This window comes from Paraburkholderia sp. RAU6.4a, from assembly GCF_050435625.1.
Classification (GTDB): Bacteria; Pseudomonadota; Gammaproteobacteria; order Burkholderiales; family Burkholderiaceae; genus Paraburkholderia; species Paraburkholderia tuberum.
Genome location: NZ_JBNDKQ010000002.1, coordinates 3,666,368 through 3,690,505, shown reverse-complemented (window position 1 = coordinate 3,690,505; position 24,138 = coordinate 3,666,368). Strand labels below are relative to the sequence as shown.

Annotated in this window: 25 protein-coding genes and 1 pseudogene; 15 read left to right on the top strand and 11 right to left on the bottom strand. The window is 64.5% G+C overall.

What is annotated here, in order from left to right; genetic code table 11:
• Positions 1 to 111: 111 nt before the first annotated feature.
• The 8 genes from kdpC to OKW40_RS21820 form a co-directional block, all read right to left on the bottom strand.
• Positions 112 to 690, bottom strand: coding sequence for a potassium-transporting ATPase subunit KdpC (gene kdpC / locus OKW40_RS21855; protein ID WP_429491471.1), 579 nt, complete (start codon positions 688 to 690; stop codon positions 112 to 114).
• 58 nt (positions 691 to 748) lie between these two features.
• The gene (gene kdpB / locus OKW40_RS21850) at positions 749 to 2,860 is read right to left on the bottom strand and encodes a potassium-transporting ATPase subunit KdpB (RefSeq protein WP_429491469.1); all 2,112 of its coding nucleotides are present in this window, start codon (positions 2,858 to 2,860) and stop codon (positions 749 to 751) included.
• 92 nt (positions 2,861 to 2,952) lie between these two features.
• The gene (kdpA, locus tag OKW40_RS21845) at positions 2,953 to 4,758 is read right to left on the bottom strand and encodes a potassium-transporting ATPase subunit KdpA (RefSeq protein ID WP_429491467.1); all 1,806 of its coding nucleotides are present in this window, start codon (positions 4,756 to 4,758) and stop codon (positions 2,953 to 2,955) included.
• The gene (gene kdpF / locus OKW40_RS21840) at positions 4,755 to 4,847 is read right to left on the bottom strand and encodes a K(+)-transporting ATPase subunit F (protein WP_013088901.1); all 93 of its coding nucleotides are present in this window, start codon (positions 4,845 to 4,847) and stop codon (positions 4,755 to 4,757) included. The genes kdpA and kdpF overlap by 4 nt, the downstream gene beginning before the upstream one ends.
• On the bottom strand, positions 4,847 to 4,957 hold the full coding sequence (locus OKW40_RS21835; protein ID WP_018419977.1) for a hypothetical protein: 111 nt from the start codon (positions 4,955 to 4,957) through the stop codon (positions 4,847 to 4,849). Before OKW40_RS21835 ends, kdpF begins: the two co-directional genes overlap by 1 nt.
• A 181-nt stretch (positions 4,958 to 5,138) precedes the next feature.
• Positions 5,139 to 6,113 (bottom strand): quinone oxidoreductase family protein, encoded by a 975-nt coding sequence (locus tag OKW40_RS21830; protein ID WP_429491465.1) that lies wholly within the window; start codon positions 6,111 to 6,113, stop codon positions 5,139 to 5,141.
• A 53-nt stretch (positions 6,114 to 6,166) separates the two neighbouring features.
• A complete protein-coding gene (locus OKW40_RS21825) occupies positions 6,167 to 6,556 on the bottom strand; it encodes a methylglyoxal synthase (protein ID WP_013088898.1) in 390 nt (129 codons plus the stop codon).
• 101 nt (positions 6,557 to 6,657) lie between these two features.
• Positions 6,658 to 7,437 carry an SDR family oxidoreductase gene (locus tag OKW40_RS21820; RefSeq protein ID WP_090803723.1) on the bottom strand — a complete coding sequence of 260 codons (780 nt, stop codon included), beginning with the start codon at positions 7,435 to 7,437 and terminating at the stop codon, positions 6,658 to 6,660.
• A 217-nt stretch (positions 7,438 to 7,654) separates the two neighbouring features.
• Between OKW40_RS21820 and upp the strand changes: the two genes are divergently transcribed.
• The 9 genes from upp (at position 7,655) to rng (ending at position 16,325) form a co-directional block, all read left to right on the top strand.
• A complete protein-coding gene (upp, locus tag OKW40_RS21815; RefSeq protein ID WP_026225693.1) occupies positions 7,655 to 8,305 on the top strand; it encodes a uracil phosphoribosyltransferase in 651 nt (216 codons plus the stop codon).
• A 596-nt stretch (positions 8,306 to 8,901) separates the two neighbouring features.
• Positions 8,902 to 9,630, top strand: coding sequence for a YebC/PmpR family DNA-binding transcriptional regulator (locus OKW40_RS21810; RefSeq protein WP_018419973.1), 729 nt, complete (start codon positions 8,902 to 8,904; stop codon positions 9,628 to 9,630).
• Positions 9,631 to 9,734: 104 nt separating this feature from the next.
• On the top strand, positions 9,735 to 11,018 hold the full coding sequence (purD, locus tag OKW40_RS21805; protein ID WP_184059377.1) for a phosphoribosylamine--glycine ligase: 1,284 nt from the start codon (positions 9,735 to 9,737) through the stop codon (positions 11,016 to 11,018).
• 292 nt (positions 11,019 to 11,310) lie between these two features.
• Positions 11,311 to 12,234: an oxygen-dependent coproporphyrinogen oxidase gene (gene hemF / locus OKW40_RS21800; RefSeq protein ID WP_429491463.1), complete on the top strand. Its 924-nt coding sequence runs from the start codon at positions 11,311 to 11,313 to the stop codon at positions 12,232 to 12,234.
• Between the two features lie 43 nt (positions 12,235 to 12,277).
• Positions 12,278 to 13,000: a nicotinate-nucleotide adenylyltransferase gene (locus OKW40_RS21795; RefSeq protein ID WP_221307877.1), complete on the top strand. Its 723-nt coding sequence runs from the start codon at positions 12,278 to 12,280 to the stop codon at positions 12,998 to 13,000.
• 4 nt (positions 13,001 to 13,004) lie between these two features.
• Positions 13,005 to 13,454: a ribosome silencing factor gene (rsfS, locus tag OKW40_RS21790; RefSeq protein ID WP_018419969.1), complete on the top strand. Its 450-nt coding sequence runs from the start codon at positions 13,005 to 13,007 to the stop codon at positions 13,452 to 13,454.
• Positions 13,455 to 13,490: 36 nt separating this feature from the next.
• Positions 13,491 to 13,961 (top strand): 23S rRNA (pseudouridine(1915)-N(3))-methyltransferase RlmH, encoded by a 471-nt coding sequence (gene rlmH / locus OKW40_RS21785; protein WP_008919684.1) that lies wholly within the window; start codon positions 13,491 to 13,493, stop codon positions 13,959 to 13,961.
• Between the two features lie 255 nt (positions 13,962 to 14,216).
• A complete protein-coding gene (locus OKW40_RS21780) occupies positions 14,217 to 14,846 on the top strand; it encodes a Maf family protein (RefSeq protein WP_429491461.1) in 630 nt (209 codons plus the stop codon).
• A gap of 9 nt (positions 14,847 to 14,855) precedes the next feature.
• Positions 14,856 to 16,325, top strand: a complete 1,470-nt coding sequence (gene rng, locus OKW40_RS21775) for a ribonuclease G (RefSeq protein WP_184059381.1) — start codon at positions 14,856 to 14,858, stop codon at positions 16,323 to 16,325.
• A 346-nt stretch (positions 16,326 to 16,671) separates the two neighbouring features.
• Here the strand turns inward: rng and OKW40_RS21770 are convergent, their stop codons facing one another.
• A complete protein-coding gene (locus OKW40_RS21770; RefSeq protein WP_429491459.1) occupies positions 16,672 to 16,842 on the bottom strand; it encodes a hypothetical protein in 171 nt (56 codons plus the stop codon).
• Positions 16,843 to 16,874: 32 nt separating this feature from the next.
• On the bottom strand, positions 16,875 to 17,507 hold the full coding sequence (locus OKW40_RS21765; protein WP_429491458.1) for a TetR/AcrR family transcriptional regulator: 633 nt from the start codon (positions 17,505 to 17,507) through the stop codon (positions 16,875 to 16,877).
• Positions 17,508 to 17,629: 122 nt separating this feature from the next.
• Between OKW40_RS21765 and OKW40_RS21760 the strand changes: the two genes are divergently transcribed.
• The 6 genes and pseudogenes from OKW40_RS21760 to OKW40_RS21735 all read left to right on the top strand — a co-directional run bounded on the left by OKW40_RS21760 (position 17,630) and on the right by OKW40_RS21735 (position 23,483).
• Positions 17,630 to 18,364, top strand: a complete 735-nt coding sequence (locus OKW40_RS21760) for an SDR family NAD(P)-dependent oxidoreductase (protein WP_429491456.1) — start codon at positions 17,630 to 17,632, stop codon at positions 18,362 to 18,364.
• A gap of 64 nt (positions 18,365 to 18,428) precedes the next feature.
• The gene (locus tag OKW40_RS21755; protein WP_429491454.1) at positions 18,429 to 19,196 is read left to right on the top strand and encodes an SDR family NAD(P)-dependent oxidoreductase; all 768 of its coding nucleotides are present in this window, start codon (positions 18,429 to 18,431) and stop codon (positions 19,194 to 19,196) included.
• A gap of 27 nt (positions 19,197 to 19,223) precedes the next feature.
• Positions 19,224 to 19,820 carry an NADPH-dependent F420 reductase gene (locus OKW40_RS21750; RefSeq protein WP_429491452.1) on the top strand — a complete coding sequence of 199 codons (597 nt, stop codon included), beginning with the start codon at positions 19,224 to 19,226 and terminating at the stop codon, positions 19,818 to 19,820.
• Between the two features lie 345 nt (positions 19,821 to 20,165).
• Entirely contained in the window at positions 20,166 to 21,050 is an 885-nt protein-coding gene (locus tag OKW40_RS21745; RefSeq protein ID WP_429491450.1) for a tyrosine-type recombinase/integrase, read from the top strand.
• A gap of 76 nt (positions 21,051 to 21,126) precedes the next feature.
• A pseudogene (locus OKW40_RS21740) lies at positions 21,127 to 22,238 on the top strand (IS91 family transposase).
• 540 nt (positions 22,239 to 22,778) lie between these two features.
• Positions 22,779 to 23,483 carry a hypothetical protein gene (locus OKW40_RS21735; protein WP_090812300.1) on the top strand — a complete coding sequence of 235 codons (705 nt, stop codon included), beginning with the start codon at positions 22,779 to 22,781 and terminating at the stop codon, positions 23,481 to 23,483.
• A 284-nt stretch (positions 23,484 to 23,767) separates the two neighbouring features.
• Here the strand turns inward: OKW40_RS21735 and OKW40_RS21730 are convergent, their stop codons facing one another.
• Positions 23,768 to 24,061 carry a hypothetical protein gene (locus OKW40_RS21730; protein ID WP_429491449.1) on the bottom strand — a complete coding sequence of 98 codons (294 nt, stop codon included), beginning with the start codon at positions 24,059 to 24,061 and terminating at the stop codon, positions 23,768 to 23,770.
• Positions 24,062 to 24,138 lie beyond the last annotated feature (77 nt).

Sequence of the window (24,138 nt, the reverse complement as noted above, 5' to 3'; positions counted from 1 at the left end):
TGGTGGCACGGCCCGCGCCGGCCCGCAAATGGCGGCGCGGCGCCACGCGAAACGCCGCTGTTTCATCGATGAACCGCAATTGCGGCTGGTGCGTCGTCGATGCGTTCAGTGTCAGCCGCGCTTCATTTCATCGAGCGCGAGATTGAGCTTCAGCACATTCACGCGCGGCTCGCCGAGCACGCCGAACTGGCGCCCCGTCGTGTAGCGCTCGACGAGCGCCTGCACGTCGTTCGGCGCGAGGTGACGGGCCTGCGCGACCCGCTCGAGCTGATACGCGGCCGCGGCCGGACTGATCTCCGGATCGAGCCCGCTGCCCGACGACGTGACCAGATCGACCGGCACCGGCTTCGACATGTCGGTGCCCGCCGCCTTCAGCGCCGCGAGACGGCCCTTGATCTCGTCGAGCAGCGCGGGGTTGTTCGGCCCGAGGTTCGAGCCGCCCGAGCTTTGCGGGTTGTACGGCATCGGGCTCGTCGCCGACAGCCGGCCCCAGAAGTACTGGGGCGCGTCGAACTGCTGGCCGATCAGCTGTGAGCCGACCACCTTGCCGTTCTGCTCGATGAGGCTGCCGTTGGCCTGTTGGTGGAACGCCGCCTGGCCGAACGCGGTCATCACGGCGGGATAGGCGAGTCCTGTGATCGCGGTCAGCACCGCGAAGATCACGATCAGCGGACGGAACAGATTTTTCATGATGGGTCTCTTTCCCTTTTCATCACTTCTGGTTGTGGCGTAATGACGCGCTGCGCGCTCAAACCCAACCGAACGCGGCGAGCACCATATCGATCAGCTTGATGCCGATGAACGGCACGATGATCCCGCCAAGGCCATAGATCAGCAGATTGCGACGCAGCAGGATCGCAGCGCCTAGCGCGCGATAGCGCACGCCCTTCAGCGCCAGCGGAATCAGCAGCACGATGATCAGCGCGTTGAAGATCACCGCCGACATGATTGCCGAGGTCGGCGTCGCGAGATGCATCACGTTCAGCGCGTTCAACGCCGGATACGTCGACGCGAACGCGGCCGGAATGATCGCGAAGTACTTGGCGACGTCGTTGGCGATCGAGAATGTGGTCAACGACCCGCGCGTCATCAGCATCTGCTTGCCGATCTCGACGATCTCGATCAGCTTGGTCGGATTCGAATCGAGGTCGACCATATTGCCGGCCTCTTTTGCCGCCTGCGTGCCGGTGTTCATCGCGACCGCGACGTCGGCCTGCGCGAGCGCGGGCGCGTCGTTGGTGCCGTCGCCGGTCATCGCGACCAGACGCCCTTCGGCCTGATGCGCGCGAATCGTCGCGAGCTTCGTTTCGGGTGTCGCCTCGGCAAGGAAGTCGTCGACGCCCGCTTCGGCCGCGATCGCGGCGGCGGTCAGGCGGTTGTCGCCCGTCACCATCACGGTCTTGATGCCCATCTTGCGCAGCTCGGCGAAGCGCTCCTTGATACCGCCCTTCACGACGTCCTTCAACTCGATCACGCCGAGCACGCGCGCGCCCTGCTCGCCTTTCTCGGCAACCACCAGCGGTGTGCTGCCGCGTCGCGCGACATCGGCGACCGCGTTGCTGACTTCGTTCGGGAAACGGCCGCCGTTCGCTTCGACATAGTGCTTGACCGCATCGGCCGCGCCCTTGCGGATTTCACGGCCATGAGTCCCGTACGGAGTCCCTTGCGGAGACAGATCGACGCCACTCATGCGGGTCTGCGCCGTGAACGCGAGAAACACCGCATGCAGCGAGGCCATATCGCGCTGACGGATATTGAAGCGCTGCTTCGCGAGCACGACGATGCTGCGGCCTTCCGGCGTTTCGTCGGCAAGCGACGACAGCTGCGCGGCATCGGCAAGCACCTCTTCGGTCAGACCCGGCGCCGGCAGAAACTGCGACGCCTGGCGGTTGCCGAGCGTGATCGTGCCCGTCTTGTCGAGCAGCAGCACGTCGACGTCGCCGGCCGCTTCGACGGCACGGCCCGAGGTCGCGATCACGTTCGCCTGCATCATGCGGCTCATCCCGGCCACGCCGATCGCCGACAACAGGCCGCCGATCGTCGTCGGGATCAGACACACGAGCAGCGCGGCGAGCGCGGTGATCGTCACCACGTGGCCCGCTTTCGCGGCTTCGACGGAGAACATCGAGAACGGCAGCAGCGTCGCGGTGGCGAGCAGCATCACGATGGTCAGCGCGACGAGCAGGATGGTGAGCGCGATTTCGTTCGGCGTCTTCTGACGCTTCGCGCCTTCGACCATCGCGATCATGCGGTCGAGGAACGCCTCGCCCGGGTTGGCCGTGACGCGCACGACGATCCAGTCCGACAGCACCCGCGTGCCGCCCGTCACCGACGAAAAGTCGCCGCCCGACTCGCGGATCACCGGCGCCGATTCACCGGTGATCGCCGATTCGTCGACCGAAGCGACGCCCTCGATCACTTCGCCGTCGGCCGGGATCACGTCGCCGGTCTCGACCAGCACGACGTCGCCACGGCGCAGATCGGTCGCGGTCGTGATGCGGATCGGCGACTTCGGATGCGGCTCGTTGAGCTTCTTCGCCATCACGTCTCTCTTCGCGCTGCGCAGCGACGCGGCCTGCGCTTTCGAGCGGCCTTCGGCGAGCGCCTCCGCGAAGTTCGCGAACAGCACCGTGAACCACAGCCACAGCGTGACCGCGAGGATGAAGCCCGCGGGCGCCTCGGCCTGACCGCCAAGCGCGGCGATCCACAGAATGGTCGTCAGGATGCTGCCGACGTACACGCAGAACATCACCGGGTTGCGAAACTGCGTGCGCGGCGTGAGCTTTTTAAAGGAGTCCACGATCGCCGGGCGCAGCAGCGCCGGGTCGAACATGGACCGGGTAGCGTTATGTTCAGTCATTGAATCCTCGAATGTCCGTGGGCGCTTGCAGGCTTGCCGCGTGCGAGCGCCTGTTCGGTCGCTGGTTCGCGGCCGTGGGTCACTGCCGTGGGTCAGTGCGCGCCGATCATCATCAGTTGCTCGACGCCGGGACCGAGCGCGAGCGCCGGGACATAGGTCAGCGCGCCGACCAGCAGCACCGTGCCGAGCAGCAGCACGACGAACAGCGGTCCGTGCGTCGGCAGCGTGCCGCCGGTGACGGCGATGCGCTTCTTCGCGGCGAGCGAACCGGCGATCGCGAGCACCGGCACGATCGTGCCGAAGCGGCCGAACCACATCGCGATCGCGGTGAGCCAGTTGTAGAACGGCGTATTCACCGTGAGACCCGCGAACGCGCTACCGTTGTTGTTCGCTGCCGAGCTGAACGCATAGAGGATCTCGGAGAAGCCGTGTGCGCCGGGGTTTGCGATGCCGGCCTTGCCCGCCGCGCTGAGCACCGCGATCGAGGTACCCACCAGCACGAGCAGCGGCGTGAGCAGCACGACGATCGACACCATCTTCATCTCGTAGGCCTCGATCTTCTTGCCGACATATTCAGGAGTACGCCCGATCATCAGTCCCGCGACGAACACCGCGAGCAGCGCGAACACGAGCATCCCGTACATGCCGGAACCGACACCGCCGAAGATCACTTCGCCGAGCTGGATCAGCAGCATCGGATACAGGCCGCCGAGCGGCGTCAACGAATCGTGCATGTTGTCGACCGCGCCGCACGAAGCCGCCGTCGTCGCGACCGTGAAGATGCCCGACTGCGCGATGCCGAAGCGCGTTTCCTTGCCCTCCGCATTGCCGCCCGCCTGCAGCGCGTTCGCCGACTGGTCGATGTTGAGCGCCGTGAACGCGGGATTGCCGCTCTGCTCGGCGCTGATCTCGCCGAACACGCAAGCGCCGAACGCGATCGTCATCGCCGCGAGCACCGCGACGCCCTGCCGCCGGTCGCCGATCACGCGGCCGAACACGAGCGCGAGCGCCGCCGGGATGATCAGGATCGAGATGATCTGCACGAAGTTCGAGAACGGCGTCGGGTTTTCGTACGGATGCGCGGAGTTGCCGTTGAAGAAGCCGCCGCCGTTGGTGCCGAGCATCTTGATCGCTTCCTGCGACGCGACCGGGCCCATCGCGATGGTCTGCGTCTTCACGGGCGTGTCGAGCATCACCGGATCGCCCTTCGCGTCCTTCACCGGATTGCCTTGCGCGTCGAGCTTCGGCGCGGCGTAGGTGGTGGTCTGCAGCGTCGGCACCTCCTGATATGCCTTGAAGTTCTGGATCACGCCCTGACTCATCAGCAGTGCGGCGATGATCGCCGCCATCGGCAGCAGGACGTACATCGTCACGCGCGTGATGTCGACCCAGAAGTTGCCGATCGTCTGCGCGGTATGACGCGCGAAGCCGCGCATCAACGCGAACACGACGACGATGCCGGTCGCCGCCGACAGGAAGTTCTGCACGGTCAGGCCGAGCATCTGCGTCAGATAGCCGACGGTCTGCTCGGGCGTGTAGTCCTGCCAGTTGGTGTTGGTCACGAAGCTGACCGCGGTGTTGAAGGCGCTGTCGACCGACATCGCGCCGAACTGCTGCGGATTGCCGGGCAGCCACCCTTGCACGCGCAGCAGCACGTACAGGAACGCCGCGCCGAGCACGTTGAACGCGAGCGTGGCGACCGCGTAGTGCTTCCAGCCCATCTCCGCCGCTGGATCGACGCCCGCGATACGGTAAAGCAGCCGTTCGAGCGGCGCGCCGAAGCGCACCACGCGCGAACTGCCGTCCATCACGGCGCCGAGATAGCTCGCCATCGGCACCGCCGCGGCCAGTAGCACGACGATAAAAAGACTCGCCTGCAGGACATCGTTCGTGTTCATTCAATGTCCTCCGCGCGCAGCAGCGCATACACGAGATATACGAACAGCAGCGCGGTGGACGCGCCGGCCAGCCACAGCATCCAGGTCATCAGCGCGCTCCTTGTCCGCGGCGCAACTGCATCAGCTTCTCGCAGCCGCCAATCAGCCCAAAGGTCAGCAAGGCAAACAGCGCCAGGCCCCCGACATACAGCACATCCATTCTCGTTCTCCATTCACGGACTTTGGATGGATAGAACGGTATGCCGATCGGCCTAAAGGGCTGGTCAAAGATCGCGGGGTACGCGTAAAAATCGCGTAAACGGACAAGGCCGTTTCATCTCGCGATGAAACGGCCCTGATGGATGACGTGCAGCGCAGCCCGAGGCCGCGCTGCCACTTCTTTACGGCAGCAGGATCGTCGACCCCGTCGTGCGGCGCCCTTCGAGGTCCGCATGTGCCTGCCCGACGTCCGGCAGCGCATAGCGCTGATTGATGCTGGTCTTGACCTTGCCCGAGCTCAGCACGTCGAACAGCTCGGCGGACATCGTCTCGTAGTCGCTGCGTTTCGCCATATAGGTGAAGAGCGTCGGTCGTGTAAAGAACAGCGAGCCGCGTCCCGCGAATTCCGACGAATCGATCGGCGGCAGCGGACCCGACGCGTTGCCGAAGCTCACGAACAGGCCGAGCGGCGCGAGACAGTCGAGCGATTTTTCGAAGGTGTCCTTGCCGATCGAATCGTAGACGACCGGCACGCCCGCGCCGTTGGTGATCTCGCGTACGCGCTTCGTGAAGTTCTCGCGCGTATAGACGATCGCGTGATCGCAGCCGTGCGCTTTCGCGATCTCGGCTTTCTCGTCGGAACCGACCGTGCCGATCACCGTCGCGCCGAGCGCCTTCGCCCACTGGCACACGAGCAGGCCGACGCCGCCCGCTGCGGCCTGAATGAGGATCGTGTCACCGGCCTTCACGCGATACGTGCGGCGCAGCAGATATTGCGCAGTCAAGCCTTGCAGCATCACCGACGCGGCCTGCTCGTCGCTGATCGCATCGGGCAGCTTGACGACCAGCGCGGCCTGCAGCACGCGCTCCTGCGCATACGCGCCGGGCGGCCGCGCGACATACGCGACGCGATCGCCGACCTTCAGACCGGTCACGCCCGAGCCCACCGCGCTGACCTCGCCGGCCGCTTCCATGCCGAGCCCGCCCGGCAGCGGCAGCGGATACAGACCGGTGCGGAAATACACGTCGATGTAATTGAGGCCGACCGCCGTCTGGCGAATGCGGATCTCCCCCGCGCCGGGCTCGCCCACCTCGACGTCGACCCATTTCATGACTTCGGGGCCGCCGGTTTTGTCGAAACGGATTGCCTTGACCATCACGTCTCCTTCATCTGTCATCTGTATGGATGTGGGTGCGGCGACGCGCGCGCTCACGCCTCGCCGGACAGGCGCAGCGTCAGCACGTCGAGCACCATGCGGGCGGTCGAAATGTTCGTCGCGCACGGAATGTTGTGCACGTCGCACGCGCGCACTAGCGCGTTGATGTCCGGCTCGTGCGGCTGCGGCGTCATCGGGTCGCGCAGGAAAATCACCATGTCGACGCGCCCTTCGGCGAGTTGCGCGCCGATCTGCAGGTCGCCGCCGTGCGGGCCCGACAGCATGCGCTCGACCGTCAGGCCGTGCGCGTCGCTGATGCGTCCGCCGGTCGTGCCGGTTGCGACGATCTCGCAGCGCGCGAGCGTGTCGACGTATTCGCCGGCCAGTTTGACGATGTCGTCCTTCTTGTGATCGTGCGCGATCAGCGCTATGCGGGTGCTCATGACGTGAGACTCCTCAAACCCTTGTGACTATCGTTGTTGTGATGTTACGGTTGTCGTTCGCGCGCGGCGGCTCGGTACGTACCTGCTCAGTACGTACCAGCTCAGTACGTACCGGGATAGGCGCCGCCGTCGATCAACCAGTTCTGCCCGGTGATGTAACCCGCGTGCGTGCTGCACAGGAACGCGCAGGCGCGGCCGAATTCTTCGCGATTACCGAAGCGGCCGGCGGGGATCGTCTTCATGCGCTGCTTGCGCGCTTCGTCGATCGAAATGTTGTGCGTCTTCGCCTGCGCCTCGAACGTGACCGCGATACGGTCGGTGTCGAACAGGCCCGGCAGCAGGTTGTTGATCGTCACGCCGGTCGGCGCGACCTTGCGCGCGAGCCCCGCGACGAAACCGGTCAGGCCGGAGCGCGCGCCGTTCGACAGACCGAGCACGTCGATCGGCGCCTTCACCGCTGAGCTCGTGATGTTGACGATGCGCCCGAAGCCGCGCGCGCTCATCGTGTCGATGGTCTGACGGATCAGCTCGATCGGCGTCAGCATGTTGGCTTCGAGCGCGCGGATCCAGTCCTCGTGCGTGAAGTTGCGGAAATCGCCCGGCGGCGGACCGCCCGCGTTGTTGACGAGAATGTCCGGCTGCGGGCAGGCCGCGAGCGCGGCCGCGCGCCCTTCAGGCGTGGTGATGTCGCATGCGACGGTCTTCACCTCGACGCCGCTCTGCTTGCGGATCGCCTCGGCGGTCGCTTCGAGCGTTTCGGCGGTGCGCGCGACGATCGTCAGGTCGACGCCCTCGGCGGCGAGCGCTTCCGCGCAGCCGCGTCCCAGACCTTTGCTCGCCGCGCAAACCAGCGCGCGGCGTCCTGCGATTCCCATGTCCATGTGTATGCCCTCGTGGCGAAGTTTCCCCAGATTCTAGAAGAATCGGTGCCGGACTGTGCCGCGTCGCTACAATCTCAGGTATCGCCGGGCGGTACTCTTTCGGTAAACTCGCGCGGTGGCGCGCTTTTCCACCGTGCGTCCCGACCTTCGAGCGCGGACTGAGCCAACGGATGAGCGCGCCGAACCGATCCACCTTGCCGCCGCGCGCGAGCCCGCCATGACCCAGGACAGCCGTTTCCCCAATCTCTTCATCCTCGATCACCCGCTGATCCAGCACAAGCTGTCGCACATGCGCGACCGGGACACGTCGACCCGCACGTTCCGCGAACTGCTGCGCGAAATCACGCTGCTGATGGGCTACGAAATCACCCGCAACCTGCCAATGACCACGCGCCGCATCACCACGCCGCTCGTCGAGATCGACGCGCCGGTGATCGCCGGCAAGAAGCTCGCGATCGTGCCGGTGCTGCGCGCGGGCGTCGGCATGTCGGACGGCCTGCTCGAGCTGGTGCCGTCGGCGCGCGTCGGCCATATCGGCGTGTATCGCGCGGAGGATCATCGGCCGGTCGAATACCTGGTGCGGCTGCCGGACCTCGAAGACCGCGTGTTCATCCTCTGCGATCCGATGGTCGCGACCGGCTACTCGGCCGTGCACGCGGTCGATGTGCTCAAGCGCCGCAACGTGGCGGCCGAGAACATCATGTTCCTCGCGCTCGTCGCCGCGCCCGAGGGCGTGCAGGTGTTCCAGGACGCGCACCCGGACGTCAAGCTGTTCATCGCGTCGCTCGATTCGCATCTGAACGAGCATGCGTACATCGTGCCGGGCCTGGGCGACGCGGGCGACCGGTTGTTCGGTACGAAGAACTGACGCGCCGGGGGCCAGCGGGGGTGGCCTGGCGATGCCGCCGCCCCGGAACCGGCCCCGCTTTCGCCCGCATCCGGCCCTCCCGGCGACACATCCGCACCGCCTCCATTCATTTTCGCGTCGATTTCATGGCATTTGCGGCCGGTTTCGCGGCGCGGCCCCCTCTGCCGCACCCTCGCGGCATGATAAAATTCGAATCCGCTCGACGGAGCGCCTCGACCCGCACGATCACTCGCACCACCGCCTGCAATTTCGACTGGCGCCCCGCGCTTTCGCATCAGGTCATGCGGCGCCTGGCCGCGCAAGCTGCCCCGCTCCACCGCGCTGCCGCCCTGCGGCTGCGCCTGGCCGGCCGATCATGCACGAACCGGCACGAACGCCCACCGGCGGGCAAGCGCGGAACGACGCGCGGGAACGGCCAGGCTGAGATCGGCGGCACAGGTGGCCGCCTCGACGGGCCAACACGAGCGACAAGCACGAGCGGCCGGCAGCCTTTCACCTGACGGATTGACATCGAGGCGCAACACGCGAGGCGCCCGACATCGCAACGACAATTGCACTATGCGTGCGCCCCGCTGGCGCGCGCGACGGAGAAAAGTATGGCGGGTCATTCGAAATGGGCCAACATCAAGCATAAGAAAGCAGCGGCCGATGCCAAGCGCGGCAAGGTCTGGACGCGGCTCATCAAGGAAATCCAGGTTGCGGCCCGTCTGGGCGGCGGCGAAATCGACTCGAACCCGCGTCTGCGGCTCGCGGTCGACAAGGCGTACGACGCCAACATGCCGAAAGACAACATCAACCGCGCGATCCAGCGCGGTGTCGGCGGCGCGGACGGCGCGAACTACGAGGAAATCCGCTACGAAGGCTATGGCATCGGCGGCGCGGCGGTGATCGTCGACACGATGACCGACAACCGCACCCGCACGGTCGCGGAAGTGCGCCACGCGTTCTCGAAGAACGGCGGCAACATGGGCACCGACGGCTCGGTGTCGTTCATGTTCGATCACGTCGGCCAGTTCCTGTTCGCTCCCGGCACCGCCGAAGACGCGCTGATGGAAGCCGCGCTCGAAGCGGGCGCCGACGACGTCGTGACGAACGAGGACGGCAGTATCGAGGTGCTGTGCCCGCCGAACGATTTTTCGAAAGTGAAGGCTGCACTCGAAACGGCGGGCTTCAAGGCCGAACTGGCCGAAGTCACGATGAAGCCGCAGACCGAAGTCGAATTCACCGGCGACGATGCCGTGAAAATGCAGAAGCTGCTCGACGCGCTGGAAAATCTGGACGACGTGCAGGAAGTCTATACAAACGCGTCGATCGCCGGCGAGTGATGGCGCGCCGGGCTCTGGCATCGTTTGCCCTTGCTGTTGATGGTTTATTGCACGGCTGAGCACACCGCTCGGCCGTTTATGGTTTTCAAGTCTCGGGGATTCACATGAAGTTACTCGTCGTCGGTTCCGGCGGTCGCGAACATGCGCTGGCATGGAAGCTCGCGCAATCGCCGCGGGTCCAGCTCGTCTACGTCGCGCCGGGCAACGGCGGCACCGCTCAGGATGAGCGTCTGCTCAACCTCGACATCACCGAGCCGGCCGCGCTCGCTGATTTCGTCGAAAAAGAACAGATCGCGTTCACGCTGGTCGGGCCGGAAGCGCCGCTCGCGGCAGGCATCGTCAACCTGTTCCGCTCGCGCGGTCTGAAGATCTTCGGGCCGACCAAAGAGGCCGCCCAGCTCGAAAGCTCGAAAGATTTCGCCAAAGCGTTCATGAAGCGCCACGGCATCCCGACGGCCGAGTACGAAACCTTCGCCGACGTCGCCGCCGCGCACGCGTATCTGGACGCCAAGGGCGCGCCGATCGTGATCAAGGCCGACGGCCTCGCCGCCGGCAAAGGCGTGGTGGTCGCGCAAACGCTGCAAGAAGCGCACGCCGCGGTCGACATGATGCTGTCGGACAACAAGCTCGGCGACGCCGGCGCGCGCGTCGTAATCGAGGAGTTCCTCGCCGGCGAGGAAGCGAGCTTCATCGTGATGGTGGACGGCAAGCACGTGCTCGCGCTCGCGTCGAGCCAGGATCACAAGCGTCTGCTCGACGGCGACCAGGGCCCGAACACGGGCGGCATGGGCGCCTACTCGCCCGCGCCGATCGTCACGCCGCAACTGCATGCGCGCGTGATGCGCGAAATCATCCTGCCGACCGTGCGCGGCATGGAGAAGGAAGGTATCCGCTACACCGGCTTCCTGTACGCGGGCCTGATGATCGACGCGCAAGGCAACCCGAAGACGCTCGAATTCAACTGCCGGATGGGCGACCCCGAAACGCAGCCGATCATGGCGCGTCTGAAAGGCGACTATTCGAAGGTAGTGGAACACGCGATCGCCGGCACGCTCGACACCGTCGAGCTCGAATGGGACCGCCGCACCGCGCTCGGTGTCGTGCTCGCCGCGCACAACTACCCGGACACGCCGAGGAAGGGCGACCGCATCAACGGCATTCCCGCCGAAACCGCGGATTCGGTCACGTTCCACGCCGGCACCACGCTGACGGACGGCAAGCTGACCACCTCGGGCGGGCGCGTGCTGTGCGTCGTCGGGCTCGCGGATTCGGTGCGCACCGCGCAGGCGGCCGCGTACCACACGATCAACCAGATCGCGTTCGACGGCATGCAGTACCGCCGCGACATCGGCTATCGCGCGCTCAACCGCAAGCACGACGGCAAGTAAGCTTCGCTAGCGCTGGACGCCGTGCGGGCGGCGCACTGCCGGTGCCACAGGCGCCGCAGTGCGGGCACGTTACACGACGCGCGCTACACTGAATCTGTCCCGCTCGTCGCGGCAGACGGGCCCGGAGCCCGCGAATCGACTGAAGCGGCAAGCCGCCTCTGATGTTCGCCTCCGGCAACCAGGCAATCCGAACCAGCGGTCCAAGTTCGCAGACACCCGGCGCCAACGCGGCCATCGCTTTCTTTCGAAGAACCCGTGGCACGACGAGCGTGCCGCCCCAGCACCTGCATTCATGAGCAATTCGAGCTACGACGCACAAGCCGTGCGCAGCTGGCTGCAAAGCCTGCAATCGCATATCGCGGACACGCTCGGCGCCTTCGACGGCTCCGCGTTCGCTACCGACGCGTGGCAGCGCGCGCCCGGCGAGAAGCTGCGCGGCGGCGGCGTCACGCGGATTCTCGAAGGCGGCCAGTTCTTCGAGCGCGCGGGCATCGGCTTCTCGGACGTCGCGGGCGACGCGCTGCCGGGCTCGGCAAGCGCCGCGCGGCCGCAACTGGCCGGGCGCGGCTTCGAGGCGATGGGCGTGTCGCTCGTGCTGCATCCGCACAATCCGCACTGCCCGACCGTGCACATGAACGTGCGCCTGCTCGTCGCGACGAGGGAAGGCGAAGAACCGGTGTTCTGGTTCGGCGGCGGCATGGACCTGACGCCCTACTACGGCTACGAAGAGGACGCCCGGCAGTTCCATCAGGTCTGCCGCGACGCGCTCGCGCCGTATGGCGCGGATCTGTACCCGCGCTTCAAGCGCTGGTGCGACGAGTACTTCTTCCTGAAGCACCGCAACGAGCCGCGCGGCATCGGCGGGATTTTCTTCGACGATTTCTCGGCGCCGGGCTTCGAGCAATCGTTCGCGATGCTCAAAAGCGTCGGCGAAGGCTTTCTCGAGGCGTACCTGCCGATCATCGAGCGGCGCCGCGACACGCCGTACGGCGAAGCCGAGCGCGCGTTCCAGGCTTACCGGCGCGGCCGCTACGTCGAGTTCAATCTGGTCTTCGACCGTGGCACACTGTTTGGGCTGCAGAGCGGCGGACGCACCGAATCGATCCTGATGTCGATGCCGCCCGTGGCGAACTGGCGCTACGACTGGCACCCCGAGCCGGGCACGCCGGAAGCGCGTTTGTACAGCGATTTCCTCGTGCCGCGCGAGTGGGTATGACGCGCCACCTGTCTCGCTTACGGTCACGACAAAGGACCCTCACCTGAAGCCGAACGCTCACCCTGTCGCCCTGCCTCGCCGGATCGGTCTGCTGGGCGGCACATTCGATCCGATCCACGACGGCCACCTCGCGCTTGCGCGGCGGTTCGCCGACGTGCTGCGGCTGACCGAACTGGTGCTGCTGCCGGCCGGCCAGCCGTGGCAGAAAGCCGACGTGTCGCCCGCCGAACATCGGCTCGCGATGACGCGCGCGGCGGCCGCGTCGCTCGCGATCCCCGGCGTGACGGTACGCGTCGCGACCGACGAAATCGAGCACGATGGCGCGACCTACACGGTCGAGACGCTGCAATGCTGGCGCGAGCGCGAAGGCGACGACGCATCGATCACGCTGCTGATCGGCGCAGATCAACTGGTGCATCTCGACACATGGCGCGACTGGCGGCGCCTGTTCGAGCTCGCGCATATCGGCGCGGCCACGCGGCCCGGCTTCGACCTCGCGTCGGTCGCCCCTGCGGTCGCCAAGGAAATCGCCGCGCGCCGTGCGCGCGCCGACGTGCTGCAGGCCACACCCTGCGGCCATCTGCTGATCGACACGACGCTCGCGTTCAACGTATCGGCCACCGACATTCGCGCGCATCTGCGCGAGCAGGTCAACCAGCGGCTCGCCCACGCGGGTGCGGGCGGCACAAGCCAGGATCGGGCCGCGAGTCACGTCCCCGCCGCGGTGTGGGACTATATTCTTCAACATCATCTGTACCACCGGTAACTCCATGGATATTCGCAAACTGCAACGCGTAATCGTCGACGCTCTCGAAGACGTCAAGGCGCAAGACATCAAAGTGTTCAACACCAGCCACCTGACCTCGCTGTTCGATCGCGTGATCGTCGCGAGCGGCACGTCGAACCGGCAAACCAAGGCGCTCGCGTCGAGCGTGCGCGAAGGCGTGAAGGAAGCGGGCGGCGAGATCATCAGCACCGAGGGCGAGGATATCGGCGAATGGGTGCTGGTCGATTGCGGCGACGCGATCGTGCACATCCTGCAGCCGGCGCTGCGCCAGTACTACAACCTCGAGGAAATCTGGGGCGACAAGCCGGTGCGCATCAAGCTGTCGACGCCGAATCCGTTCGGCGGCGCGCGCGCAAGCGAGCCCGACGACGAGGAAGACGAGGAAGCGCCGGCCGCGAAGCCCGCGCGCAAGACCACGGCGCGCCGCAAGTAAGCGGGCCGTGTCGGGCACAGCGCTACTGTCCTCGCGATGAAACTGCATATCCTCGCCGTCGGCCACAAGATGCCGGACTGGATCGCGACCGGCTTCGACGAATACGCGAAACGCATGCCGCCGGAGTTGCGCATCGAACTGCGCGAGATCAAACCGGAGCAGCGCTCGTCGGGCCGTTCGGCCGAAAGCGTGATGGCCGCCGAACGGCAGAAGATCGAAGCCGCGTTGCCGAAGAACGCACGCATCGTCGCGCTCGACGAACGCGGCAAGGACTGGACCACGATGCAGCTCGCGGGCGCGTTGCCGGGCTGGCAGCAAGACGGCCGCGACGTGGCCTTTCTGATCGGCGGCGCGGACGGGCTCGATCCCGAGCTGAAGGCGCGCGCCGATATGATGCTGCGCGTGTCGAGCCTCACGCTGCCGCACGCGATGGTGCGCGTGCTGCTGGCCGAACAGCTTTATCGCGCGTGGACCATCACGCAAAATCATCCGTATCATCGCGCGTAGGTGCTGGAGCCTCGCGCGGCGACGCCTGGCAACGATTCGTTGCTGCTGACGCGTCGCGGGCGCTCAGCTCCATACGCTTGAGCGTATTGCGGCTGCTTCATGCGATGATGCGCCCGACGCGCCGTGCATCGATGCCGCTAGTGGATGCAGCGCATCGATCGGATCACCGGGTCAACCTCGCCCCGCTCACTCTTCCACGCCCACCCGCGTTCACCACCCCGCGCCATCCGTTGCCCGCTCCATCGAGACCCGTTCATGCCAAGGCCCTCCGCTTCGCTGCATCCGTTCGTCTACCTCGCCTCGCAAAGTCCGCGCCGCCAGGAGCTGCTGCAACAGCTCGGCGTGCGTTTCGAATTGCTGCTGCCGCGCCCCGATGAAGACGCCGAAGCGCTCGAAGCCGAACGGCCCGGCGAACACGCGCGCGACTACGTGCAGCGCGTGTGCATCGCGAAGGCGCAGGCGGCCCGCGCGCGGCTCCTCGACGGCGGTCACGAGGTGCGGCCGATACTCGTCGCCGACACCACCATCACGATCGACGACGCGATTCTCGGCAAGCCCATCGATGCCGACGATGCGGTCGCCATGCTCACACGTCTCGCGGGCCGCACGCACGAAGTGCTGACCGCGCTCGCCGTGATCGATGCCAACGGCGCGCTGCTGCCCGCGGCGTTGTCGGTCTCGAAGGTGCGTTTTGCTGCAGTGCACGCAGACGCGTTGCGTCGCTACGCGGCGAGCGGTGAGCCGCTCGGCAAGGCGGGGGCGTATGGCGTGCAGGGACGCGCGGCGGAGTTTATCGAGCATATAGACGGGTCCTATTCGGGTATTATGGGTTTGCCGCTTTTTGAAACCGCTGCCCTCCTGCGTGCAGCGCGCATCGACTTCTAGAACAACACCATGAATGAAGAAATCCTGATCAATGTCACGCCGCAGGAAACGCGCGTCGCGCTCGTTCAACAGGGCGCCGTCCAGGAACTTCATGTCGAACGAACGCTGTCGCGCGGCCGCGTCGGCAATGTCTATCTCGGCAAGGTCGTGCGCGTGCTGCCCGGCATGCAATCGGCGTTCATCGACATCGGCCTCGAACGCGCCGCGTTTCTTCATGTCGCCGACATCTGGCATCCGCGCATCGCCGGCGAAGCGCAACATCAAACACCGCATCAGCCGATCGAAAAGATCGTCTTCGAAGGTCAGACGCTGATGGTGCAGGTCGTCAAGGACCCGATCGGCACCAAGGGCGCGCGGCTGTCCACGCAAGTGAGCATCGCCGGGCGCACGCTCGTGTATCTGCCGCAGGAGCCGCACATCGGCATCTCGCAGAAAATCGAAAGCGAAGCCGAGCGCGAGGCCGTGCGTGCGCGTCTGACCGCCGTGCTGCCCGCCGACGAGAAAGGCGGCTACATCGTGCGCACGATCGCCGAGGATGCGACGAGCGAAGAGCTCGCAGCCGACGTCGCGTATCTGCGCAAGACGTGGGCGACGATTCTGTCGCAGGGGCAGCGCATGCCGCCCACCAGCCTGCTCTACCAGGATCTGAATCTCGCGCAGCGCGTGCTGCGTGATTTCGTCAACGATGAAACGTCGCGCATCCAGGTCGATTCGCGCGAGACGCATCAGATGCTCGCCGATTTCGCGGCCGAGTTCACACCGGCGGTATCGTCGAAGCTGCACCACTACACCGGCGAGCGGCCGCTGTTCGATCTGTACAACATCGAGGCCGAGATTCAGCGCGCGCTATCGCGTCGCGTGGATCTGAAGTCGGGCGGCTACCTCGTGATCGACCAGACCGAGGCGATGACGACGATCGATGTGAACACCGGCGGCTACGTCGGCGCGCGCAACTTCGACGACACGATCTTCAAGACCAACCTCGAAGCCGCGCATACCATCGCGCGGCAACTGCGGCTAAGGAATCTTGGCGGCGTGATCATCATCGATTTCATCGATATGGAAAACGTCGAGCATCGCGACCAGGTGCTAGGCGAATTGAAGAAGGCGTTGTCGCGCGATCGCACGCGGGTGACCGTCAATGGTTTCTCGCAACTCGGGCTCGTCGAGATGACGCGCAAGCGTACGCGTGAGTCGCTCGCGCATGTGCTGTGCGAGCCTTGCCCGATTTGCCAAGGCAAGGGGCAAGTGAAGACTGCGCGCACGGTGTGCTATGACGTGTTGCGGGAGATTTTGCGCGAGTCGCGGCAGTTCAATCCGCGCGAGTTTCGCGTGGTCGCTTCGCAGCAGGTGATCGATCTGTTTCTCGAGGAAGAGTCGCAGCATCTGGCGATGCTGATCGATTTCATCGGCAAGCCGGTGTCGTTGCAGGTGGAGTCGAATTTGAGTCAGGAGCAGTACGACATTGTGTTGATGTAAACCTTTCTAGCCTTATCCAGAAAGGCTTTCCGTCCATAAATCGCGTCAAAGAAGGAAGCTGCTACCCATCTAGGTACCCATTTGGGCCTTGGTAGCACGCCAAGTGACGCCTAATTACGTATCGGCCCGCCATGCTGCCGCCGCATCAACCCCGCGCTGAGGATGATCTCCGCCTTGCTTGTGGATATTCGGGCAGCGCTCCGGCACCTATGGTGAGCGCCATGCGCATTCACAACACGAACCGCATAGTCGCTGCGGTTTCGATGGCTGCTCATTCCCACTGCATTGTATTGTCTTTCTTGTGGGGATCGCCCATATCTGCATCTGCGTTTGATAAGCACACCTACTACAGGTGGCCGACCGATGGTGGCATCACGCCCGAGCAGGCGACGGCAATGCTATCCGTCATGCGAAGTGCGTTCGCGTCGTAGAAGTCATGCGCCGCTAGCAACGCGGCCGCCTCGACGGTCTCAGTTCGGCCAACAGCGGCCGATCGCTCAAGTGCACTAATGGCCATTCGAGTGTCGGCTCCAGCCAGCTTTCCGCCATCTAGTTCGAATCCCCAAGGCTTCCCTGGCAGGAAGTATCCGTCGGCAATTTGATTCGCCGCGTTGCCTTCCTGGCATCGTTGCCAGGCCGACGTGTCAGGATGGTGCTCGTAATGAGGTGAACGAGATGATCCGCTCGTGGCGCGAATGAGGGTTGGTCGACCGCCCAGCCGAGGGCCGTTATCAGGGCGAACAGGTCGTCCCCATTCATATCGGCGCGCGCCGTTCCCTCGCCCTGAGCACGGAGCAGTAGGCGCGCGCCTGCTGAGTGCACCGCTGCGCACGAAGCATAAAGCGCGGAATCCGGGTTCGTGTGGGCTGCCGCCATCATGGCGACAACGCCCCTGTAGCTTTGGGTGAATACCACCAATTCCCGAAACCAGATGAGAAGTGCTTCGTCAGCCGAAGTCGACGTTTCGAGCTCGGCTGCCTTCTGCGTCAGTGCATCCAGATGGGTACACAGCAACGCTTCGAATAGGGCTTCTCGTGTCGGGAAATGACGAAGCAGTGTGGCCAACCCGACGCCAGCCCGGCGAGCAATATCTCGCATCGATGCGTCGGCACCATGCTCGGTGATGACGTCACGCGCGACTGTGAGGATCTGGCGGCGATTTTTTTGAGCGTCGGCTCGCATAGGGATGTTGACAAGTGGATCAGTGACCCATATAGTGTTTATGTGGATCGGTGATCCATATCATACAGCGCTATATGGCATTTCTCCAGCTTCCACGCAACTCCAATGAAAGAGCACGTGAAATGAACAGACTGAATGGAAAGACCGCCGTGGTCACCGGCGGTGCTACCGGCATCGGCCTTGCCGCGGCAAAGCGCTTCATCGAGGAAGGCGCGTTCGTCTTCATCTTCGGCCGTCGGCAGGAAGCACTCGATGCGGCTTTGGCCGACCTCGGGCCTAATGCCCGCGCGGTGAAAGGCTCCGTCTCCAATCTGGCCGACCTCGACCGACTCTACGCGGCGGTGAAGGCCGAGCGCGGAACCCTCGACATCGTCTTCGCCAATGCCGGGGCGGGAAGCCAGCTTCCGCTCGGCAAGATCACATCCGAGCACATTGACGAAATCTTCGACACCAACGTAAAGGGTTCGATCTTCACGGTCCAGAAGGCGCTGCCGCTGATGGGTGCGGGCGGTTCGATCATCCTGACCGGATCGAGCGCCGGCGCCACGGGCGCCCCGGCATTCAGCGCCTACAGCGCGAGCAAGGCGGCAGTGCGCAACCTCGCGCGGACCTGGGCGGAGGATCTGAAGGGCACCGGCATCCGGGTAAATGTGCTGTCGCCCGGGCCGACGGCGACCGAACTCGCGAAGGAAGCGCTGGGCGAGGAAGGCGTGAAGGCCTTCGGCTCGATGACTCCGCTCCAGCGCATGGCCGATCCGGCGGAGATCGGGGCGGTGGCCGCCTTCCTCGCGTCGCAGGACAGCAGCTTCATGACCGCCAGCGAGGTCGCTGTTGACGGCGGTCTGGCGCAAATCTGACGGGCCACGCCCGGCCGGTCACTCCAGTGATCCGGTTATGCGCACACCCACTGAGGAAAATAAAATGGAACGATCCCTTAAAGGAAAAACCGCTCTCGTTACCGGGGCATCGCGGGGCATTGGCCGCGCCATCGCCGAACGTCTTGCAAAGGATGGCGCGACGGTCGCGCTGACCTACAACGCCAGCAAATCCGGCGCAGACGAAGCGGTCGCGGCCATCGAGAAAGCGGGAGGCACTGCGTTCGCGATCCACGCGGACCTCGTTGACCCGGCGACAGTCCCGGTCTTGTTTGAGAGACTCGATGACGAGTTCACCAAGCGGAAGGGAAGCAAAGCTCTCGATATTCTGGTTAACAACGCCGGCAATTCCGGCTGGGTTGGCTTCAAGGACGCGACGCCGGAGAGTTGGGACACCCTGATCGCGGTCTACGCCCGCGCGCCCTTCTTCATCGTCCAGGCCGCTCTGGATCGTCTCACAGATGGCGGACGCATCATCAACATCTCATCCGCTGCCGCCACGAAGCCCGTAACAGCCGCGCCAGTCTATTCGATGGCCAAAGCGGCCATCAACAACCTGACCCATGCGCTCGCGTCCGAGTTGGGGCCGCGCGGAATTACCGCGAACGCCGTAGCGCCGGGCTACACGCGAACGGACGTGAACGCCGCCATCCGGGAGAACCCCGAACTCGTAAAGGCGGTCGAGGCCGAAATCGCGCTGGGACGCTTTGGCGAGCCTTCGGAAATCGCCGCCGTCGTGGCGTTTCTGGCCTCCGATGACGGCCACTGGTTGACCGGTCAGACGATTGAAGCGAGCGGCGGCTACAAGCTCTGACCGCGCCGCAAAACCAAAGGAGAACATATGAGCTACGCAATCATCGGCTTCGGGAAGATCGGCTACGCGCTTGCCAAGGCGTTTGCCCGCAGCGGTATCGAAGTATCAGTTGCAACCACGCGGGACCCGGAAAGCTTTGCGTCCGATGCCGCTGCGATCGGACCCGGAATCATTCCCAAAACCCTGACTGAAGCCCTCAAGGCAGACACCATCTTTTTAGCTGTCCGTTTCGAGTCGCACCCGGAGGTCGCGAAAGCGCTGCCGAACTGGAAAGGAAAGACCATCATCGACGCGATGAACACGTCAGCCCCGCTTGAGGAACTGGACGGTCTCCCGTCCTCAGTTTTCGTCGCGAAGGCGTTCACCGGAGCCATGCTGGTGAAAGGCTTCAACCATTTGGTCGCTGCCGTCCTTGACCAGGACCCGGCCATACACGGTGGCAGGAGAGTCGTGTTCCTGGCGAGCGACGATGACGGCGCCGCAGCGGAGGTTGGTGCGCTTTCGGAAAAACTCGGTTTCGCGCCAATCAACCTCGGCGGGCTTTCGGAAGGTGGACTGCTTGTGCACGCGCGAGGATATAGCTGGGGTCAACTGATATTCAAGGATCTCGTCAAGTTCAAATAGTGGCGCGTCACGACAAAGTCACAGCGGCCACGCGCATCGCCAAACGCATGCAGGGATCTGATCGAGATTCAGTTAGTGATTCTGAGCGAATGCATCATAGCCGCTAACGACCCACCGACCCCGAGCGCCTGTATCGGCAGACGTGATGCGAACGAATGTCCGTTCGGAATTGAAAAGCGGTCGTTGCTAACATGGTGACCCGAATGACGGCTCGGGGTCGTTGAACGAAACCGCTCGCGCGGTAAGGGGCTCCGGCCCGTGGTAGTGGTAATGCTGAGGAAACCGACTCTGTTTTCATGTTGACGGGCGAGGCAATCCGCCTCGTCACTCAACGGGAGCAGAGTCATGACTCACGCCCTCCAGACTGCCAGTGCGCTGCGCCAGCGCATGATCGACGACATGCGCATGCGCCAACTCGCACCGAAGACCCAGGCCAACTACCTGCGCATCGTGCGCGAGTTCACCCGGTTTCTCGGGCGCGCGCCCGACACGGCCACCGTCGAGGACCTGCGGCGCTACCAGTTGCATCTGGTCGATCACGGCACGTCACCCGTTTCGCTGAACGCCGCGATCACCGGACTGAAGTTCTCCTTCGGGATCACGCTCCTCACGCTCCATGAGCCCGACCTGATGGCCCGGATGCAGCCGGTGCGTGTGCCCCGCACGCTGCCAGTCGTGCTCAGCCCGGACGAAGTGGGCCGACTGATCGCTGCCACCGGCAACCTGAAGCACCAGACTGCGCTGTCGGTCGCCTACGGCGCCGGCCTGCGTACCAGTGAAGTCGTCGCGCTGAAGATCGGCGACATCGACAGCCAGCGCATGACGCTGCGCATCGAGCAGGGCAAGGGCCGCAAGGACCGCTACGCGATGCTCTCGCCGGTGCTGCTCGAGCGCCTGCGCGTCTGGTGGCGCGTGGCTCACGCGCAGGGCAGGATGCCCGACGGCGGGTGGTTGTTTCCGGGCCTCGATCCGGTGGATCCGCTGAGCACGCGGCAGCTGAACCGCGCCATCCATGCCGCGGCCGAGGCGGCCCAGATCGACAAGCGCGCGTCCATGCATACGCTGCGCCACAGCTTTGCAACCCACCTGCTCGAACAGAAGGTCGATATCCGTGTGATCCAGGTCCTGCTGGGGCACAGGAAGCTGGAGACGACAGCGCCCTATGCCCAGGTCGCCACCGACCTGCTGCGCGAAGTCATCAGTCCGCTGGAGAACCTGCACCACACCTAGCGCGCGGAGCACTTCCATGCCCGAAGTCGCGGACGTCTTCCGCGCGCATGGGCCGGCGTGGTGACAGACCGTACAGCTGAGCCAGGGACAGCTGAAGGTCATGTCGGCAATCGAACAGTGCCGCAGTGCGGCGCTGGGCGGACATGTGTTGCGCTGTTCCGGCTGCAAACAGATCGAAGTCGCCTACAACTCCTGTGCCGTAACCGCCATTGCCCGAAGTGCCAGGCGAGCGCCGCGCGCCGGTGGCTCGAGGCACGTCAGGCCGACCTGCTGCCCGTCGAGTACTACCACGTGGTCTTCACCTTGCCCGCTGCGATCAGCGCGATCGCCTGGTACAACAAGGCGGTGATCTATGCGCTGCTGTTCGATGTCGCGGCCGAAACCCTGCGCACCATCGCCGCCGATCCGAAGCATCTGGGCGCGCAGATCGGCGCGACGCTGGTGCTGCATACGTGGGGCTCGGCACTGACGCATCACCCCCACGTGCACGGCATCGTTCCTGGCGGAGGCCTGTCACCTGACGGCGAGCGGTGGGTCGCGTGCCGACCCGGCTTCTTCCTGCCGGTGCGCGTGCTCTCGCGCTTGTTCCGGCGCCGTTTCCTGGAGGAACTCGCGGCCTTGCATCGCCGCGGCCAGTTGCGCTTCTTCGGCGAGTATGCCGCGCTCACCGATCGGGCCGTCTTCGCCCGGTGGCTCGCGCCGCTGCGCACGTGTGAGTGGGTGGTGTATGCAAAGCGCCCGTTCGCGGGACCAGGGGCGGTCCTCGCCTATCTGTCACGCTATACGCATCGCGTGGCCATCTCCAACCAGCGCCTCATCGCGCTCGACGCGCGGGGCGTGACCTTCCGCTGGAAGGATTACCGCGCCAGGGGGCACACCCGCTACAAGACCATGACGCTCGAAGCCGGCGAGTTCATGCGTCGATTCCTGCTGCACGTGCTGCCTAGTGGCTTCCACCGCATCCGTCACTATGGGCTGCTTGCCAATCCGGTGCGGCGGCACAACCTGGCGACCCTACGTGCGTTGCTGCACGCTCCAGCAGTCATTGACGCCAGCGATGACGCGTCCGCGCATACCCGGGCGCCGACCTTTATCTGCAGACACTGCGGCGCGCCGATGATCATCATCGAGATCGTCCTGCGCACCCACCCGATTCGCGCGCCGCCGACATTGCGAGGCAGCGCATGAGCGTAAATGACCAGGATGTTCAATCCGACTGTCGGCTCTTCGGCAACGAGCGCCAACAGGAGATACTCGCGCCTGCCGCTCCAGGCGGACCTTGCCGCTACTCGCGGCATCGTCACAACATGGCGGGCGACAGCTTCGAAGCCACCCTTCGACATCATCCCGACCCGGGTTCGCCTCAGCATCCCCTGAAAAGGCAGCCGGTGAGCTTCCTTCAATCCCCATAGCCGCTCACGGTTCCGGCCGCGTCGGTCCACTCCGCGGTTTCCTCCCTCGAGCCTTGTCCAACGCCTGCCCGCATGCGTCGTCGTGCGCGCACGCAACAGCAGACAAGGGCAGGCGTCGAACAAGCCTTTACGGGAGTGTGAGTTCGCTGATGCAGGAAGCTGCCGCCCGGCCGCTCGATGCCGCCACCGTCGGCAATCTGTCCCACTGCCGACCTAGAACCCAGTACTCTCCAACGTCGGCATTGGCCGAATTGGTCGCCTGAAATCGTTACAATGGTCCAGATTCACCCCACCTTAACAGCATCGAGTGCGAGACATGCTGACTTCCTTTTTCTGGAGTGGCGACATCATCCGCAGTCGACGCGTGAGTGACATCGTGCTATCAGGCTCGGTTGACGTGCCCGTGCCCCCTGCGCGCCTGCTCGCAGATTGGGAAAGAGAGACATCGTCGCGCCTGGTCCTGGAGCCCGGGGACGTCGAGGCAATGCCTTTGGCGCGAGCGCAGGCGCGCTGGCCGGACTACACGCGCTGTGTGCAGGCAGTGTCCGATTGGACGTGCGCGCTTGGACTGCCTAAGGTGCTCGCCTCCAGTGACGTAGCCCTCATGGCCTGCCGCGGCGCGAAGTACCACCATGACGGTGCGCAATATGGCGGTGCGGCCTTTTGCAATCTCTTCCTGAGCGAGGACAGGGGTCTGGACTTGCATTTTCCCTCTACGGGCCATCGCATTCCCCTAACCCGGGGAACGGCTGTGATATTCGATACTGGTCAGCCTCATGGCGTCATTCAACGCAGCAGCAGCGGTTTTAACGTGGCCGACTTCGCGCCGGACCAGGATTGCATCCAAATATTTCTGACCTGGGAGCTTCCCATCGAAGATGCCCATGTTGGGCACGCCCTCAAGGTTGCCTTCGACATCGCGCCTTCAACCTCGTTGCAACTGGACGCAGAGGAAGTCTGGCTGAACGGCGCACGGGCCATTGTGTGCCCAGATTCTGGTCGTTGGTGCCAGGTTGACTAATCGTCTGCGTGACACCGCGGTGTTGCCATGACAGGCTCAAGTTCAGCGCGATAGCCGCGTGCAGCGTGCGCCGTTTGCGCTAGGGTCAACGATTTCAGGCTTCGCTATCAGACCCGTCACGCAGCGGCACAAAGCCGCAAAGTCAGGCTCCATCTTAAAAGCTTGGCACAATGACCGCTGTTGGCAGCCTGGCGCCTATGCTTGATCGGCGGCGCACGACCCAGATGGAATGGACACCGCCCTCCCTTCGGGGACGTGGGCACGATTGAGGGCCTCGGCACACGCTACCGTTCCTGACTTGGTGGTGAGGCAATTTCGCGCCCGTACAAGTCTTCGCCAATCAATCTGTTCGCTTCTCTCAGCAGATTTTCAAGAGCGTCATACTCGGGACCGACGTCCATCTTCCGTGCCGCAAGGTCCATGCAATTTGACCTTAGCTGCGTCGTCAAATCGCGTAGCGCAGCAATCACTTCGTCGTCACACGCAGACTCTTCCAACGCCTTGCGGCCGATCAAATATGCCTCGCGATACGCCGCAGCACGAACCATCTCTCGTACGCGCTGTGAGTTTAAGCTCATGGGTAATCTGTCCTCTGTCGGTTCAAGTCAGCAATTTTCAGCAATTTCGACGGCGACGTCGACCGACCGCACATGGC